The following is a 14457-nucleotide window of genomic DNA, read 5'->3' on the forward strand; positions in this document are numbered from 1 at the left end:
GATGAGATGCTGACGCTTGATGTGGAGGCGGTGCGAGCTTTTGTGACGATCGCCGACCTGCAAAGCTTTACCCGTGCCGCCGAAGCGCTCGGCAGCACGCAAGGTGCGGTCAGCGTCAAGCTCAAGCGGCTTGAAGAGCGACTCGATCACCGGCTGATCGAGCGAACGCCTCGCCTTGTGCGCTTGTCTGCGCAAGGGGCGGTGTTCCTTGAAGCCGCGCGCGACTTTCTCTGCGCGCATGACCGGGCGGTCGCCGCTTTGTCATCGTCCCGCCGCCATTTCGCGCTGGGTATCGCCGCGCATGTCGCCGGCCCGGAAGTGCCGACATTGCTGGCGCGGCTCAACGCGCACGACCCCGGCCTCACGATCGAAGTACAACTCGATACATCACGCGCCTTGCTCGACGCCTTTGACCGCGGCGAACTCGATGCCGCGATCATTCGCCGCGAAGACGACCGTCGCGATGGCGAGGTGTTGGGGCCGGAGCATTTCGGCTGGTTCGCGGCGCCGCAGTTCGAGCATCGCCAGGGCGAACCGCTCCGCCTGGCGGCCTTGTCGCCCGTCTGCGGCGTCCGCGATATCTCGACGCGCGCACTCGACGCCGCCGGTATCGCCTGGACCGAGGTTTTCCTCGGCGGCGGGTCGTCGGTCGTGACCGCCGCGGTTTCGGCCGGTCTGGCGGTTTCAGCCTTTTCCTATCGTCTTGCACCGGCCGGTTCGGTCGAAGTCAGCCAGCGCTTCGGCCTGCCACCGCTGCCGTCTTCGGAGATCGTCCTGCATTCCACGCTGACCGACGCCAAATCCCGCGATGCGCTGCGCACTCTGGCATGCGCCTTTCGGGAGCATCGCGCTTCTTCCGGTTGAGGCACCGCAGCCGGCTGTGACTGGTCCCCGTCGCGGCGATGGGCACATAGTTGTTGGCAGTCGCGCCATTCCGTTGCTACCCGCAACCTATGTCGACCGCGCCTCACTCCGATGCTGCCTTCGTTCCCGACGAGAGCTTCGTGCCCACCAGCCATAAGGGACTGACCTATCCGTTCGGTGGCGCCGAGCCGGCCGACGGCGATGTGATGACGGTGGCCGAAGGCGTGCGCTGGGTCCGGCTCAAGGTTCCAGGCCCGCTCAAGCATGTGAATTGCTGGTTGCTCGATGATGGAGATGGCGTCGCGCTGATCGATACCGGCATGAACACGACCGAGGCGCGTGCGGCCTGGAAGGCCGTGTTCAAGGGACCGCTTGCCGGCGTGCGTGTGACGCAAATGATCGGCACGCATTTTCACCCCGATCATATCGGCCTTGCCGGCTGGATGTGCGATCATCACGCGGCCCCGCTGGTGATGACGCGCGGCGAATGGCTGACCGCGCAGATGCTTGTCGCCGATGCACGCGATGCGATTCCGGCTGAGGTCACCGCGATGCGCGTCGGCGCCGGCTGGAGCGAGGAGCAGATCGCCCATGCCGCGGAACGCGGCTGGGCCGGTTTCCGCCGGATCGTCACGCCGATGCCGCTCAGCTTCACGCGTATCAAGGATGGCGATACGCTGACCATCGGTGGCCAGTCATGGCATGTGGTGGTCGGTTCAGGTCATAGCCCCGAACATGCCTGCCTGCTCAACGACGCGACCGGGGTGCTGATCTCCGGCGATCAGGTGCTGCCGCGCATCAGCCCCAACGTCTCGCTCGGCGTGACCGAACCCAATGCCGATCCGCTCGGCGAATGGTTCGCCTCGATCGCGAAGCTGAAGACGCTCCGTGATGATCTGCTTGTCCTGCCCGGGCATGGCGACCCGTTCACCGGTCTTCATGCTCGCCTCGATGCGATGGACCGCGAGCATAATGAGCGGCTCGACGAACTCGAGGTCTTCCTCGCCGAACCGCGCCGCGCGGTGGATTGTTTCGGCCGGCTGTTTCGCCGCGCGATCGGCCCCGACATGCTCGGCATGGCGACCGGCGAAGCGCTCGCGCATCTTCGCCGGCTGGAGATCGAGGGCAGGGCGGTGAAGGAGGTGGTCGACGGCGTGTGGTGGTATCGCGCGGCTTAAGGAGCGAACCTGCCGACCGTTGGTGCTGAGCTTATCGGGCCGTTCGGCGACGGCAGGCCAACCACCGTCCTGCTTTATTTCCTCTCTGCCGCAAGAAAAGAAGAACTGCCCTTCGACAAGCTCAGGGCGAACGGGTTAGGGTGATACCCAATGCCGGGGGGTGATTCATCTTCGGAGCCGCCAATGTCCGATATTCGCGACCGTGCCATCCAGATCTATGATGCTTTCACCCATGAGCATCGCGATCGCCGCACCTTGTTGCGTCAGATGGCCGCGTTGGCCGGATCGGTCGCCGCCGCGGAGGTTCTGATCGCGGGTATCGCCGCGTCGCCCGCCGCCGCCGCGATCATCGACCCCGCCGACCCGCGCCTGATTACCCGCAAAGGCAGCTACGATATCGGTCCGGGCAAGAGCATGACCGGCTATTTCGCGGCACCGCGCGACGCCAGGGGCGCGGGCGCGGTGATGGTGATCCATGAAAATCGCGGGCTGACCCCGCATATCGAAGATGTCACGCGCCGCGTCGCGCTGGGCGGATTCTATGCCGTCGCGCCCGATTTTCTTTCCGATCAGGGCGGCACACCCGCCGATGAGAATGCCGCGCGCGACCTGATCGGCAAGGCGAATTACGACGCGGTCATTGCCAGTGCGATCGGGACGATCGCGCGGCTCCGGACGCGCGACCATGGCAATGGCAAGGCGGGGATCATCGGCTTTTGCTGGGGCGGCGCGCTGGTCAATCGCGTCGCGGTCGCGGCGGGCGATGCGCTGTCGGCTGGCGTCGCCTATTATGGCCCGGCCCCCGCGCCGGAAGAGGCGATCAAGGTGCAGGCGCCCTTGCTGCTGCATTATGCCGGCAAGGATGAGCGTGTCGCGGCGACCGGCCTGCCCTGGACCGAGGCGCTCAAGGCGGCGGGCAAGGACGTGACGGCATACACCTATGACGGGGTCGATCACGCCTTCAACAACGACACGTCGAAGGAACGCTATAACGAGGCAGCGGCGACGTTGGCTTGGGAGCGCACCATCGCTTTTCTGCACAGCCATCTTGACGGTTGAACGGGAAAATGTTCCATATTTGTTCCTGAAATCAGAAAATGGAGAGTGCCATGAGCCTGACCTTTTACACCAACCCGATGTCACGTGGCCGGATCGCGCGCTGGATGCTCGAAGAGACAGGCGCTGACTATGAGACGGTGGTGCTCGACTATGCTTCGTCGATGAAGGGCGAGGCCTATCTCGCGGTCAATCCGATGGGGAAGGTGCCCGCGATCGTCCATAACGGCCATGTTGTGACCGAGTGCGCCGCGATCTGCGCTTATCTTGCCGATGCCTTTCCCGCCGCCGGCCTTGCGCCGCCGGCCACTGACCGAGCCGATTATTACCGCTGGATGTTCTTCGCCTCAGGGCCGACCGAGCAGGCGGTCACCAACAAGTCGCTCGGTTTCGCGCCGACCGCCGAGCAGGGCCGGATGGCCGGCTATGGCAATTACGACCTGATGGTCGATGTGCTCGAAAAGGCGGTGTCGGCGCATCCCTATATTACCGGCGACACTTTTACCGCTGCCGACGTCTATGTCGGGTCGCAGGTCGCCTGGGGCACGCAGTTCGGCACGCTGCCGAAGCGCGACGCCTTTGTCGATTATGTCGCGCGCCTCACGGAACGCGAGGCGTACCGGCGCGGCAATGCCAAGGACGATGCGCTGATGCCGGCGCAGCAGCCCGCCTGATCTCCAGTCGCGATGAAAGCACACCGTCACCCCGGAACAAGTCCAGGGTGACGGCGCTATCGGGACTGATTCCGGTCCCGCGCGCGGGCCGGCAGCGCCGCCATGACCGCGTCACGCCATTCCGGCGAGCCGCTGGTCCAGCCGGCGATCTCATCGATCGTGCGTGCGCAGCCGGCGCACAGGCTTGTGACATCATCGATGTCACAGATATTGATGCACGGACTCGCGATCCGCACCACGGGGACGGTTTCGAAAATCCCGTCCATCGCTGATCAATCGGTGGTGAGCTTGGCGCTCAGAAAGCTCGGCATCGGGCCGTTCCAGCCGTCATCGGGCCCATCTTCGGCCACGCGATTCTTGTCACGCGCCGGACGTTCGTCACGTGCGGGGCGCTCGTCGCGGGGCGACCGCGCCTCGCGTGCGGGCCGTTCTTCCCGGGCGGGACGGGCTTCGCGTGCCGGCCGGGCCTCGCGCGGCGCGCGTGGCGTGCGGGCTGGTGCTTCCTCTACCCCGGGCGCATCGGCCTCGACCGGTGCCGCCTTGGGCGCGCGGCCTTTCGCGGCGGGTTTGGCGCGCGAGCGGCCGCGTGGTTTGGCGTCGCCATCGTCATCGGCTGCGGCGATGTCGGTCGCGCCTTCGTAGCGGTCGATCTTCAGCCCGGTCAGCTTTTCGATATTCTGGATATTCTCGGCATCGTCGGACGTCACCAGGGTGAAGGCGACACCCGTCGCGCCCGCCCGGCCGGTACGGCCGATGCGGTGGACATAGTCATCCGGATGCCAGGGCGCGTCGAAGTTGAAGACGTGGCTCACGCCCTTGATGTCGAGTCCGCGCGCCGCAACGTCGGAGGCGACCAGGATATTGACGTCGCCCGCCTTGAACCGGTCGAGTTCGGCAATGCGCTGTGACTGTTCCATGTCGCCATGGATCTCCGACGAGCGGAAACCCTGGCGTTGCAGCGCCTTGTTGAGTTCGCGCACCGTCGTCTTGCGGTTGGAGAAGATGATCGCGGTCCGTACATCCTCGGCGCGTAACAGCTCGGTCAGTTTCTCGCGCTTCTTGGACGCGGTGACCGGTACGATCCATTGCTTGATGTTGATGTTGGCGGTCGCGGGACGCGCCACTTCGATCGTCTTGGGATTGTCGAGGAACTTGTCGGCCAGCTTCTTGATCGGCGGCGGCATCGTGGCGGAGAAGAGCAAAGTCTGGCGCTGCTTGGGCAGCTTGGTGCAGATTTCCTCGATGTCCGGAATGAACCCCATGTCGAGCATGCGGTCGGCTTCGTCGATCACCAGCAGCGAACAACCGGTGAGCAATATCTTGCCGCGCCCGAACAGGTCCATCAGCCGGCCCGGCGTTGCGATGAGCACGTCGACGCCCTTTTCCAGCGCCTTTTGCTGGTCGGTCATCGACACGCCGCCAATCAGCAGCGCCATCGAAAGCTTGTGATATTTGCCGTACTTCTCGAAATTCTCCGCCACCTGAGCAGCGAGTTCGCGCGTCGGCTCGAGAATCAGCGAGCGCGGCATGCGCGCACGGCTGCGCCCTTCGCCGAGGATGTCGATCATCGGCAGCACGAAAGCGGCGGTCTTGCCAGTGCCGGTCTGGGCGATGGCGACAATGTCGCGCATCATCAACACGCTCGGGATCGCGCTCGCCTGAATTGGAGTCGGTTCGGTATAACCGGACTCGTTCACGGCTTTTAAAAGTTCGTCGGAAAGGCCGAGATCGGCAAAAGTCATGCGATATCCGGAAAAATCAGGCTTGGGGAAAGCCACCAGCCAGTAACGGAGCGCTTGCGGATAAGAGGGCAAAAGTCAAGGTAAAGGCGTCAATCCGACCTTTACCCCCGACTCTTATAATGCCTTGGTTTGGGTTCTAGTCTCGTCCGTGCTTCGATTGCAGCCGCTTGAACGACGAAATCGGGCAGGCTCGGCCGGAGCGCGAGCGAATGATATCGCGTTCGGCGCAGATCATCCCGTCGGGCGTCTTCTTGATATAAAAGCCGGCGTAGAAATCGAGCGCGGGACAATCATTGTCGAGCTTTGCGCGCATCCTGCTGCCATCGGCCATCATCAGGTCGACACTGTCCTTGCGCGCCTCCGCCGACCCGGCCAAGCTTTGCACGGGAATGCATTTTGGGCCCTTCTTTTCCGCCATGCGTCGCGGGGAATCGGGGATGTCGATATCGACCGTTGGCGGCGGACCGACCGGCGGGCGCGGCACGCGGATGATGATTCGCTGCCGAATCGTCAGCTGTGCCACCAGCACACCCCTGTTTTCCCGGTCTTTGTCGGGAGGGGGCGGTGCGACCAGCAACAGGATCAGAACAGGGACGATCGGATTCGGCATGAACCGCCAAGGATTAGCGCAAACGTTTGAACAGTCGATGAACTAATGATGCAGGGTCTATCGCGATTGGCCTGCATGACGACGCGTGATAGCGCTCCGCCATGACCTCAGCGCAATCCCGCCTGATCGATTCCGTCCGCGTCGCGCTTGGCGCAAAGGCGGTCTTGACCGATCCCGCCGATATCGATCCCTGGCTGCATGACTGGCGCGGCCGCTATCATGGCGCCAGTCCCGCAATCCTGTCGCCCGAGAGCACCGATGGCGTGGCGGCGATTGTGGCGCTGGCGCGGGAACAGGGTGTGGCGCTGGTGCCGCAGGGCGGCAACACCGGCATGGTCGGCGGGGCGACGCCGCCGGCGGACGGCTCCGCGCTGATCCTGTCGCTGCGCCGGCTCAACCGCATCCGCGGCATCGCACCGGCCGACAATCTCGCGGTCGCCGAAGCGGGCGTGATCCTTGCCGATCTCCATGCCGCCGCCCTGGCACAGGGCCGCCGCTTCCCGCTCACGCTCGGCGCACGCGGCAGTGCGACGATCGGCGGCCTTGTCTCGACCAATGCCGGCGGCACTCAGGTGTTGCGCTTCGGCACGATGCGCACGCTCGTCGCGGGCGTCGAAGCGGTGCTGCCCGACGGCTCGATCCACGACGGACTCGCTGCTCTGAAGAAAGACAATCGCGGCTATGATCTCAACCAGCTGTTGATTGGCGCGGAAGGGACGCTCGGCATCGTCACCGCCGCCACGCTGCGCCTGGTCCCTGCGGTCACGGCCCGCGCGGTTGCCTGGGTCGGATTGGAGAGCCCCGATGCCGCCTTGCGCTTGCTCCGCCGGCTCGAGGGCGCGACTCAGGCGATCGAAAGCTTCGAGATCGTGCCCGCGGATTCGCTCGGTCTGGTGCTGCGTCACATTCCGGGCACGCGCGCGCCGCTTGGCGGTGACCATCCATGGCATGTGCTGATCGAAGCGGTCGCGACGGATGACGCGGCCGAGGCGCCTGCCGCCTTGCTCGAACGCTTGCTTGCCCCCGCGCTGTCCGACGGCCTCGCCGCCGACGCGGTGATCGGCGCAAGCGAAGCACAAGCCGAGGCATTCTGGCGCTTGCGTGATTCGATCTCCGAATCCGAACGCGCCGCTGGACCCGCCGTCCAGCATGACATCTCGGTTCCGGTCTCCGGCATGCCGCGCTTCATGATCGAAGCGGCAGCGGCGTGCGAGGCGCGATTTCCCGGCACTCATGCCAGCGGTTTCGGTCATCTCGGCGACGGCAATGTCCATTTCCACGTCCGCGCACCCGTCGGTATCGATCCAGTCCGCTGGTATGCCGAGGATGCGCCGGGCGTGACTCGTTTCGTCAATGACCTGGTTGTCGCCAGCGGCGGATCGATCTCCGCCGAACATGGCATCGGCCAGATGAAGCTCGGCGAACTCGAACGCCTTTCATCGCCTGCACGCATGGCCACGCTCCGCGCGATCAAGAGCGCGCTTGATCCACACAGTCTGTTCAACCCCGGAAAGCTCGTGACGCTTGCGCCGACGCCCGCCAAGCCATAGAGCCACGGGCCATTCGGCTTGTGTCAGATAGATTCTGGGGCGCCCTAATCAACGACGACCGTTTTAATGGAGATTATGATGGCCAGCGCGCCGCAACAGCAATCGCAACTGCCGCTCTTCTACAATGCGCTTGAGCCGCTTTCGTCCGAAGCACATGCCAATTATCGCGCACGGGCGATGGACAGCGCGCCGTTCCTGATCAACCATCACACCGTTCCGGTCACGGTCGACGAATTCACGCTGGTACAGCGTTTCATGCCGATCGTCTTCACCGCGGGCGACGATGCGATCCCAATCGCGCTGATGGGCCTGAATGAGGGCGTCAACGTGTTCATCGGCGACGACGGCAAGCTGCTCGAGAATAATTTCTACGTGCCGGCTTATGTCCGCCGCTACCCGTACATGCTCGCACGGCTGCGTCCCGATGCGCAGGAATTGTCGCTGTGCTTCGATCCGACCTCCGACGCGCTGGGCAATTTCGACGAGGGCGAGCCGCTGTTCGCGGACGGCCAGCCGACCGAACTGGTCAAGAACGTCCTCGCGTTCAACGAATCCTTCGAACAGGCAGGTGCGCGCACCAACCAGTTCATGGGCGAGCTCCGTGACATGGACTTGCTGATGGAAGGCGAAGTCTCGATCCAGCCCGAAGGTGCGGAGCAGCCCTTCGTGTATCGCGGCTTCCAGATGATCAATGAAGAGAAGCTGGCCGATATGCGCGGCGATCAGCTGCGCAAGATCCACAAGAATGGCATGCTCCCGCTGCTCTACGCCCATCTCTTCTCGCTGCCGCTGATGCGCGATATCTTCGCGCGGCAGGTTCAGCTGGGCAAGATGCCGGTGCCTGAACTGACGATCTGATCGGACGGCCATTATGCGCAGCGCCCTTGCCAGGACCGATCGTTATGGCAGGGGCGCGATCGCGCTGCACTGGACCCTCGCGGTCCTGCTGATCGTCAATCTGGCGCTCGCCCTGCTCCACGAATCGCTGTTCGATGGCGTGAAGGGCATCATCCCACTGCACAAATCGATCGGCATGACGGTGCTTGTGCTGACCGTGGCGCGCATCGCCTGGCGGCTGGCGCACCGTCCGCCGCGTTTGCCGGCGGAAATCGCCGGCTGGGAACGGTCGGCGGCACACGCCGTGCATTTCGGCTTCTATGCTCTGATGCTCGCACTGCCGCTGACCGGCTGGGCAATGGTCTCCAACGCAAAGGTGCTGCGCCCGCTCAACTGGTTCGGCCTGTTCGATATCCCCTACCTGCCGGTGTCGAAGGCGATCGCCGGGGCCGCGCGCAACTCGCATGAGCCGCTCGGCTTGCTCATGCTCGCGCTGATCCTGCTGCATATCCTTGCGGCGCTGCGCCACCATTTCGTGCTGCGCGATGGCATACTCGCACGGATGCTGCCCGGGGTGCGGGTCAGGCGCTCGCTCCCGTTCAGCCGATGATCGAATCGATCAGGCGCTGGTCCTGATCATAGACCCAGCATTCGGCCAGCAACCCATCGGTCACGCGATAGACCAGCAAGCGATCGACCTCGATCGGTTGTTCGCCTTGCATCAGCCTTTCGCGCGCGACGATCACGCCGAGCCGGTCACCCGCCAATATGGCGGTGATCCCCATCAGTTTGCGCCGGGTGCGTTGTGAGAAGGCCGCCAAGGCCTTGAGCGCTTCGGCCTTGCCGGCATGATCGCCGGACAGGGTGGAGTGGCCGAAATAATGCAGCGTGAAATCATCATGATAGCATGCGACGATCAACGCGAGGTCACCCTTGGTCCACGCCGCGGCATAGCGTTCGAGCGCTTGCCGAACCCCTGTTTCGCTTGATCCGGGATCGGCCAATGCTGGCATCGCGCCGATCGCGCCGAGCACGGAAATCGCCTTGACCATGGTGCGTCTCGTCCAATCATGTTCCATGATGCCGTCATGGCAAGTTTGGTCCGACCATGCTTTCAAGATGCGGCTGCGGCGGGTCCGGCGGCGCGAATCTTCGCCTGGGGCGCCCGGGCAGTCTATATCGGCCCGGCGCTCAACCTCTCGGCGCATCGCAATGCCGTCGCGGTGGTTGCGCTCGGCCTCGATGATGCGTTTGGGGTCGGCGATCCGCCCGTGGCGACATCGGGCCGCTACCGCCGCTGCCGCAGCGTCGTCATCCCGCCTGGCACGCTGCACCATTTCGCCGATACGCGGGGCCGCATGGTGTTCCTTTATCTCGATCCCTTCAGCAAGGATCTGGCCCGGCTGCGCGCCTCCGCTCAGGGGCCGGCACCGCATGCCGCGTTCGACCTCAGCGTGGAAGATGCCCTGATCCGCATCCTGACCGCGCTGGCCGACGACAGGGCCGATTGGACGGCGACACGTACCGCGCTCGAATCGTTGCTTTCGCCACCGGCTGACCGGGCGATCGACCCGCGGGTCGAGACGGCGCTGGCGATGCTCCACGGACGTGCCGGCGACCGGCTTTCGCTCGATACCCTTGCGGTTCGGGTCGGCTTATCCGAATCCCGGCTGCGCCATTTGTTCAAGGACGCGACCGGCGTCCCGCTGCGCCGCTACCGGCTCTGGGTGGCGATGCGCGCCGCGATGACCGCGATGGCGCGGGGCGAGACGCTGACGGCGGCGGCGATGGTTGGGGGCTTCGCGTCTTCGGCGCATTTCAGCGCGGCGTTTCGCGCCATGTTCGGCATGGAACCCTCGCGCCTCGCCAAAGGCCGGATGGCGATCGGCGAATAGCGACCGCGCCGTGAAATCAGGCCGCGTCGGCGGCGGCCGTGGTCCAGCCAAGCCCCGGTATCGTGATTGACCGCCGCCCCGACAAATCGGTGCGCGTGACCAGAATGTTGCGCCCCTCCATATAGCTCATCACGCGACGCGCGCGGCCGAGCGAACTGGTGCCATAGGTGCGCGCGACATCCTCGTCGCTCGGGCATGGCTCGCCGTCCTTCGCTGCGCGCGCGACGAGCAGGAACGCGCCGAGCATATCATCCGGCAGATCGTCGGCGGCGCGGATCACATCGGCCCATTCCTCATCCAGGCCTTCGAAGATCCCCGCCCGCGCCGCCGCCAGCCGGCGGGCAAAGGCCGAAGTGTCGAGCGGTGCGCGATATACGCCCGCCATGCGGCAGCGGACCTGGAAATCCTGGAACAGCACCGCCGCGGTGCGTGACGCCGCATCGGGATCGGCGACGATCGCGCGCATCACGTCGCGGATCACCTGTTCGATGAACGCCGGATCCTCGGCCGGCTTGGGTGCCGCCGGTTCGGATTCCACCGGATGAACGATCCGCTCGATCAACTCCTCGGCCGGCGCGATGCGCGGCGGAGCAGGGGGCGGCGGAGGCGGCATATCCTCCAGCCCTTCGAGCAGGAACTGCTTCATGTCCGCCGCCGGCGCATCGGGCAGCGGCGTCAGGATCGGGCTGCCGCTGCGCGCCGAGGTTTCGACCGCGCCGATGCGGATCTCGACCGGGCGTCGCGACACTGCCGGCCCAAGCGCCAGGAAAGTGCCGCGCTGCAAATCACGGATCGCTTCGGCCTGACGCCGCTCCATGCCGAGCAGATCGGCGGCGCGCGCCATATCGATGTCGAGAAAGGTCCGCCCCATCAGGAAGTTGGATGCCTCGGCGGCGACATTCTTCGATAGCTTGGCGAGCCGCTGCGTGGCGATGATCCCGGCCAGGCCGCGTTTGCGCCCGCGGCACATCAAGTTGGTCATCGCCGACAGAGAGGCGCGGCGAATCTCTTCCGACACTTCGGCGCCGGCAGCGGGTGCGAAGATCTGCGCCTCGTCCACCACCACCAGAGCCGGGTACCAGAATTCGCGCGGCGCATCGAACAGGCCCGACAGAAAGGCGGCGGCGCAGCGCATCTGCCCCTCCATCTCGAGGCCCTCGAGACTGAGCACCACCGACGCGCGATGTTCGCGGCAGCGTGCGGCGAAGCGGGTGACTTCATTGACCGAATAAGCCACCGCTTCGATCGCGGTATGACCGTAGGGCCCGGCCAAGGTGGTGAAGTCACCCTCGGGATCGATGATGATCTGCTGCACCTGGTTCGCGCTGCGTTCGAGCAGGCGGCGCAGCAGATGCGACTTGCCCGACCCCGAATTGCCCTGCACGAGCAGCCGCGTCGCGAGCAATTCTTCGAGATCGATCGGCACGCTCTTACCCGCGCCGTCGGTGCCCATGTCCACCTGAAACGTCATGGGATCGGCATGGCCGATGCAGGGGCAGGGGGGCAAGGGGTAACGGTAGGGGCGCTGCCTTTTCGCTCCTTCCCGGCACGGAGAAAGACCTAGCCGGAAAGCGCTTCCCACAACGCGATCGTCGCCTCGGCCTCGGCCAGGTGCAACCGCTCCACCATCCGCCCCTCGACGCGGAGCGCGCCCTTGTCGGCATTCTCCGGCAAGGCAAACGCCGACACTACAGTCCGGGCCGCGGCAATTTCCGCGTCGCTTGGCGTGAACACTCGATTGCACACGGCAATCTGCTTCGGATGGATCAACGTCTTGCCCTCGAAACCAAATGCCCGCCCTTGCCGGCACTGCGCCTCGAGCCCGGCCTCATCGTCGATCGTGTTGAACACGCCGTCGACTATGGCCAGCCCATAGGCCCGCGCCGCCGCCACCGATTGCGCCAGGAAGCCCAGGAACGGTACCCGCTCTCCGTCCAGCGTCGCGCGCATTTCCTTGGCTAGATCGTTGGTGCCCATCACCCAGCAGGTCAGCCGCGTCGCGCGCGCCTGCGCGGCGATCTCGTCCAGCCGGAACATCGCGCGCGTGGTCTCGATCATCGCCCAGAGCCTGGTGCGTTCGGGCGCCGCGGCGATCAGCGCGTCATAGACGACGACCTCCGCCGCATCGTTGACCTTGGGCACCAGGATCGCATCCGGGCCAGCCGCTGCCAGTGCTGCCAGATCGTCGCGTCCCCAGGGCGTGTCCAGCCCATTGGCGCGGATGATCAGCTCGCGCCGCCCGAATCCGCCTTCGCGCACCACCGCCACCGCTGTTTCCCGCGCGGCGGCCTTGGCCTCGGGTGCGACAGCGTCCTCAAGGTCGAGCACCACCGCATCGCACGGTAATTCGCGCGCCTTCTCGATCGCGCGGAGGTTTGAGGCGGGCATATAGAGCAAGCTGCGGCGCGGGCGTGTCATACGCCCTTCATAGCTGTATATGGGCAGCCCTCAATGCCTGCGCGATCGCATGCCAACCTGCCCTTGCCCGGATGGTGTTCGCGGTTAATGTCCGCCCATGGAACAGCTTTCTCCCGCTTATCTTTCGACCATGGCCGCTCAGGTCGGCGGCCTGAGCGCGTTTCTCGGCGGATTCGCGGCGGCGTTTCTGGGAACGCTTCTGGCGTTGGGCAGTCGTGGCCGGACGGCATCGCTTTCCATCGGCTTTGCCGTCAGCTCGTCAGTGGCGTTCGTCGTTGCCGTCGTGGCGTCGACTGGCCTGGCGGCAGTGCTGCACCCCCAAGCCCCACAAGCCGTCGCCGCTTCTTTTCCGTTGATCGGGGCGCGGATCTTGATGGTGTTGGGCTTCATCATCGGCCTTTACGCCCTGCTGTTCAGCCTCGCGCTGAGCGGTTGGTCTCGCTCACGAGGCACCGGATACACCACGAGCATCGCCGCCGGCATTGGCATGGCGCTGGTCAGCTGGGTGATCGTGCGCGTCGGCTGACATGATTGTTGCTGTCGACTGCTCATGGCCGTCTGCGCGAAAGCGGATGAAGAGACCTGCCCATGGATGATCATTTCACGACTTATATCGATCGCTGGGGGCTGCTGCCCGATGGCGACCCGATCGTCACCCATTCGAGCCGACTTTTGCCGGTCCTGCGCGATGGCGCGCCGGCGATGTTGAAAGTCGCGATCGGATCGGAGGAAAAATGGGGCGCCGGCCTGATGCTATGGTGGGGCGGCATCGGTGCTGCCCGCGTCCTCGCATATGGCGGCGACGCCATCCTGCTCGAGCGGGCGACGGGCCGCCGCTCGCTTGCGGACATGGCGACGCAGGGAATGGATGACGATGCGAGCCTGATCATTTGCGCAGCTGTTGCCGGGCTCCATGCGCCGCGCGTCGCGCCGCGACCTGATCTTGTCCCGTTGTCCGACTGGTTCCAGGCGCTCCTGGCCATGCGCGAAGATGGCATATTCGGCCGGTGTGCCGACACCGCGCAACTGTTGCTGGCCGATCCGCGCGACGTCGTTCCGTTGCACGGCGACATCCACCACGGGAATATCCTCGACTTTGGAGCGCGCGGCTGGCTCGCCATCGACCCGAAGCGGCTGATCGGCGAGCGTGGCTTCGACTATGCCAACCTCTTCTGCAATCCCGATCACGCAATTGCCACGGCCCCTGGCCGGCTAAGCCGGCAAGTGGACATCGTCGCTCGCGCCGCGCGGCTGGAGCGCAAACGCTTGCTGCAATGGGTCCTCGCCTGGGCCGGACTCTCGGCCACATGGCTGATCGAAGACGGCGAGGATGAACATGTCGTGCCGACCCTGCGCATCGCGGAAATCGCGGCAGCAGAAATCGACAAGCGCTGAGCCTTCCCATGTTGCGGCCTGCGACGCCGTTCTGGGCGGGCACATGGATGATACCTGGTATCAAATCTGTGCCTACTTGTGAGCGCTCAGTGGTTATCTATTTAGCGCCAGTTACCAATTGATACCGCATCGAACACGTAATGACCTTCTTGATTTCGTGTCCGGAACCCTTCCGCATCCATCGTTGAAAAATACCTTGCCCAGCCACTGAAGGAGACGAATCTTGTTCAAAGCCTAT

The 14457-nt window shown here is 64.8% G+C and carries 16 protein-coding genes; 10 read left to right on the forward strand and 6 right to left on the reverse strand.

Annotated elements, in window-relative coordinates; genetic code table 11:
- Positions 1-6: 6 nt before the first annotated feature.
- The 4 genes from OO12_RS04340 to OO12_RS04355 all read left to right on the forward strand — a co-directional run bounded on the left by OO12_RS04340 (position 7) and on the right by OO12_RS04355 (position 3772).
- Positions 7-864 carry a LysR substrate-binding domain-containing protein gene (locus OO12_RS04340; RefSeq protein WP_034157412.1) on the forward strand — a complete coding sequence of 286 codons (858 nt, stop codon included), beginning with the start codon at positions 7-9 and terminating at the stop codon, positions 862-864.
- An 89-nt stretch (positions 865-953) separates the two neighbouring features.
- Positions 954-2042: an MBL fold metallo-hydrolase gene (locus OO12_RS04345; RefSeq protein ID WP_034157413.1), complete on the forward strand. Its 1089-nt coding sequence runs from the start codon at positions 954-956 to the stop codon at positions 2040-2042.
- A gap of 183 nt (positions 2043-2225) precedes the next feature.
- Positions 2226-3101 carry a dienelactone hydrolase family protein gene (locus OO12_RS04350; protein ID WP_034157414.1) on the forward strand — a complete coding sequence of 292 codons (876 nt, stop codon included), beginning with the start codon at positions 2226-2228 and terminating at the stop codon, positions 3099-3101.
- A 50-nt stretch (positions 3102-3151) separates the two neighbouring features.
- Entirely contained in the window at positions 3152-3772 is a 621-nt protein-coding gene (locus OO12_RS04355) for a glutathione S-transferase family protein (RefSeq protein ID WP_034157415.1), read from the forward strand.
- Positions 3773-3828: 56 nt separating this feature from the next.
- Here the strand turns inward: OO12_RS04355 and OO12_RS04360 are convergent, their stop codons facing one another.
- The 3 genes from OO12_RS04360 to OO12_RS04370 form a co-directional block, all read right to left on the reverse strand.
- Complete coding sequence (locus OO12_RS04360) at positions 3829-4038, reverse strand: DUF1289 domain-containing protein (protein ID WP_052215533.1); 210 nt, start codon at positions 4036-4038, stop codon at positions 3829-3831.
- A 6-nt stretch (positions 4039-4044) separates the two neighbouring features.
- Complete coding sequence (locus tag OO12_RS04365; RefSeq protein WP_034157416.1) at positions 4045-5514, reverse strand: DEAD/DEAH box helicase; 1470 nt, start codon at positions 5512-5514, stop codon at positions 4045-4047.
- Between the two features lie 136 nt (positions 5515-5650).
- On the reverse strand, positions 5651-6124 hold the full coding sequence (locus OO12_RS04370; RefSeq protein ID WP_034157417.1) for a hypothetical protein: 474 nt from the start codon (positions 6122-6124) through the stop codon (positions 5651-5653).
- 101 nt (positions 6125-6225) lie between these two features.
- Between OO12_RS04370 and OO12_RS04375 the strand changes: the two genes are divergently transcribed.
- The 3 genes from OO12_RS04375 to OO12_RS04385 all read left to right on the forward strand — a co-directional run bounded on the left by OO12_RS04375 (position 6226) and on the right by OO12_RS04385 (position 9121).
- Positions 6226-7674, forward strand: coding sequence for an FAD-binding oxidoreductase (locus OO12_RS04375; protein WP_034157418.1), 1449 nt, complete (start codon positions 6226-6228; stop codon positions 7672-7674).
- A gap of 78 nt (positions 7675-7752) precedes the next feature.
- Positions 7753-8532: a SapC family protein gene (locus tag OO12_RS04380; protein WP_034157583.1), complete on the forward strand. Its 780-nt coding sequence runs from the start codon at positions 7753-7755 to the stop codon at positions 8530-8532.
- Between the two features lie 13 nt (positions 8533-8545).
- Positions 8546-9121, forward strand: a complete 576-nt coding sequence (locus OO12_RS04385) for a cytochrome b (protein ID WP_034157419.1) — start codon at positions 8546-8548, stop codon at positions 9119-9121.
- Here OO12_RS04385 and OO12_RS04390 read toward each other — a convergent pair.
- Positions 9111-9590: a nuclear transport factor 2 family protein gene (locus OO12_RS04390; RefSeq protein ID WP_200887379.1), complete on the reverse strand. Its 480-nt coding sequence runs from the start codon at positions 9588-9590 to the stop codon at positions 9111-9113. The two genes, OO12_RS04385 and OO12_RS04390, sit on opposite strands and share 11 nt — an antisense overlap.
- 9 nt (positions 9591-9599) lie before the next feature.
- Between OO12_RS04390 and OO12_RS04395 the strand changes: the two genes are divergently transcribed.
- Positions 9600-10406 carry a helix-turn-helix domain-containing protein gene (locus OO12_RS04395; protein ID WP_160296735.1) on the forward strand — a complete coding sequence of 269 codons (807 nt, stop codon included), beginning with the start codon at positions 9600-9602 and terminating at the stop codon, positions 10404-10406.
- A gap of 16 nt (positions 10407-10422) precedes the next feature.
- On the opposite strand, the gene OO12_RS04400 is transcribed toward OO12_RS04395, so the two are convergent.
- Positions 10423-11877: an ATP-binding protein gene (locus OO12_RS04400; RefSeq protein ID WP_034157420.1), complete on the reverse strand. Its 1455-nt coding sequence runs from the start codon at positions 11875-11877 to the stop codon at positions 10423-10425.
- 89 nt (positions 11878-11966) lie between these two features.
- A complete protein-coding gene (locus tag OO12_RS04405; RefSeq protein WP_034157421.1) occupies positions 11967-12824 on the reverse strand; it encodes an HpcH/HpaI aldolase/citrate lyase family protein in 858 nt (285 codons plus the stop codon).
- A gap of 97 nt (positions 12825-12921) precedes the next feature.
- Here OO12_RS04405 and OO12_RS04410 point away from each other — a divergent pair, with 97 nt between their 5' ends.
- Positions 12922-13350, forward strand: a complete 429-nt coding sequence (locus OO12_RS04410; RefSeq protein ID WP_034157422.1) for a hypothetical protein — start codon at positions 12922-12924, stop codon at positions 13348-13350.
- A gap of 62 nt (positions 13351-13412) precedes the next feature.
- On the forward strand, positions 13413-14219 hold the full coding sequence (locus OO12_RS04415; protein WP_034157423.1) for an aminoglycoside phosphotransferase family protein: 807 nt from the start codon (positions 13413-13415) through the stop codon (positions 14217-14219).
- Positions 14220-14457 lie beyond the last annotated feature (238 nt).

Source organism: Sphingomonas sp. ERG5 (genome assembly GCF_000803065.1).
Taxonomy (GTDB): Bacteria; Pseudomonadota; Alphaproteobacteria; order Sphingomonadales; family Sphingomonadaceae; genus Sphingomonas.

Coding starts and splice junctions, on each gene's coding strand:
- OO12_RS04380 (WP_034157583.1), top strand. CDS start 7,753: ATGGCCAGCGCGCCGCAACAGCAATCGCAACTGCCGCTCTTCTACAAT.
- OO12_RS04405 (WP_034157421.1), bottom strand. CDS start 12,824: ATGACACGCCCGCGCCGCAGCTTGCTCTATATGCCCGCCTCAAACCTC.
- OO12_RS04395 (WP_160296735.1), top strand. CDS start 9,600: ATGGCAAGTTTGGTCCGACCATGCTTTCAAGATGCGGCTGCGGCGGGT.
- OO12_RS04345 (WP_034157413.1), top strand. CDS start 954: ATGTCGACCGCGCCTCACTCCGATGCTGCCTTCGTTCCCGACGAGAGC.
- OO12_RS04415 (WP_034157423.1), top strand. CDS start 13,413: ATGGATGATCATTTCACGACTTATATCGATCGCTGGGGGCTGCTGCCC.
- OO12_RS04360 (WP_052215533.1), bottom strand. CDS start 4,038: ATGGACGGGATTTTCGAAACCGTCCCCGTGGTGCGGATCGCGAGTCCG.
- OO12_RS04365 (WP_034157416.1), bottom strand. CDS start 5,514: ATGACTTTTGCCGATCTCGGCCTTTCCGACGAACTTTTAAAAGCCGTG.
- OO12_RS04350 (WP_034157414.1), top strand. CDS start 2,226: ATGTCCGATATTCGCGACCGTGCCATCCAGATCTATGATGCTTTCACC.
- OO12_RS04375 (WP_034157418.1), top strand. CDS start 6,226: ATGACCTCAGCGCAATCCCGCCTGATCGATTCCGTCCGCGTCGCGCTT.
- OO12_RS04390 (WP_200887379.1), bottom strand. CDS start 9,590: ATGGAACATGATTGGACGAGACGCACCATGGTCAAGGCGATTTCCGTG.
- OO12_RS04340 (WP_034157412.1), top strand. CDS start 7: ATGCTGACGCTTGATGTGGAGGCGGTGCGAGCTTTTGTGACGATCGCC.
- OO12_RS04385 (WP_034157419.1), top strand. CDS start 8,546: ATGCGCAGCGCCCTTGCCAGGACCGATCGTTATGGCAGGGGCGCGATC.
- OO12_RS04370 (WP_034157417.1), bottom strand. CDS start 6,124: ATGCCGAATCCGATCGTCCCTGTTCTGATCCTGTTGCTGGTCGCACCG.
- OO12_RS04400 (WP_034157420.1), bottom strand. CDS start 11,877: ATGACGTTTCAGGTGGACATGGGCACCGACGGCGCGGGTAAGAGCGTG.
- OO12_RS04355 (WP_034157415.1), top strand. CDS start 3,152: ATGAGCCTGACCTTTTACACCAACCCGATGTCACGTGGCCGGATCGCG.
- OO12_RS04410 (WP_034157422.1), top strand. CDS start 12,922: ATGGAACAGCTTTCTCCCGCTTATCTTTCGACCATGGCCGCTCAGGTC.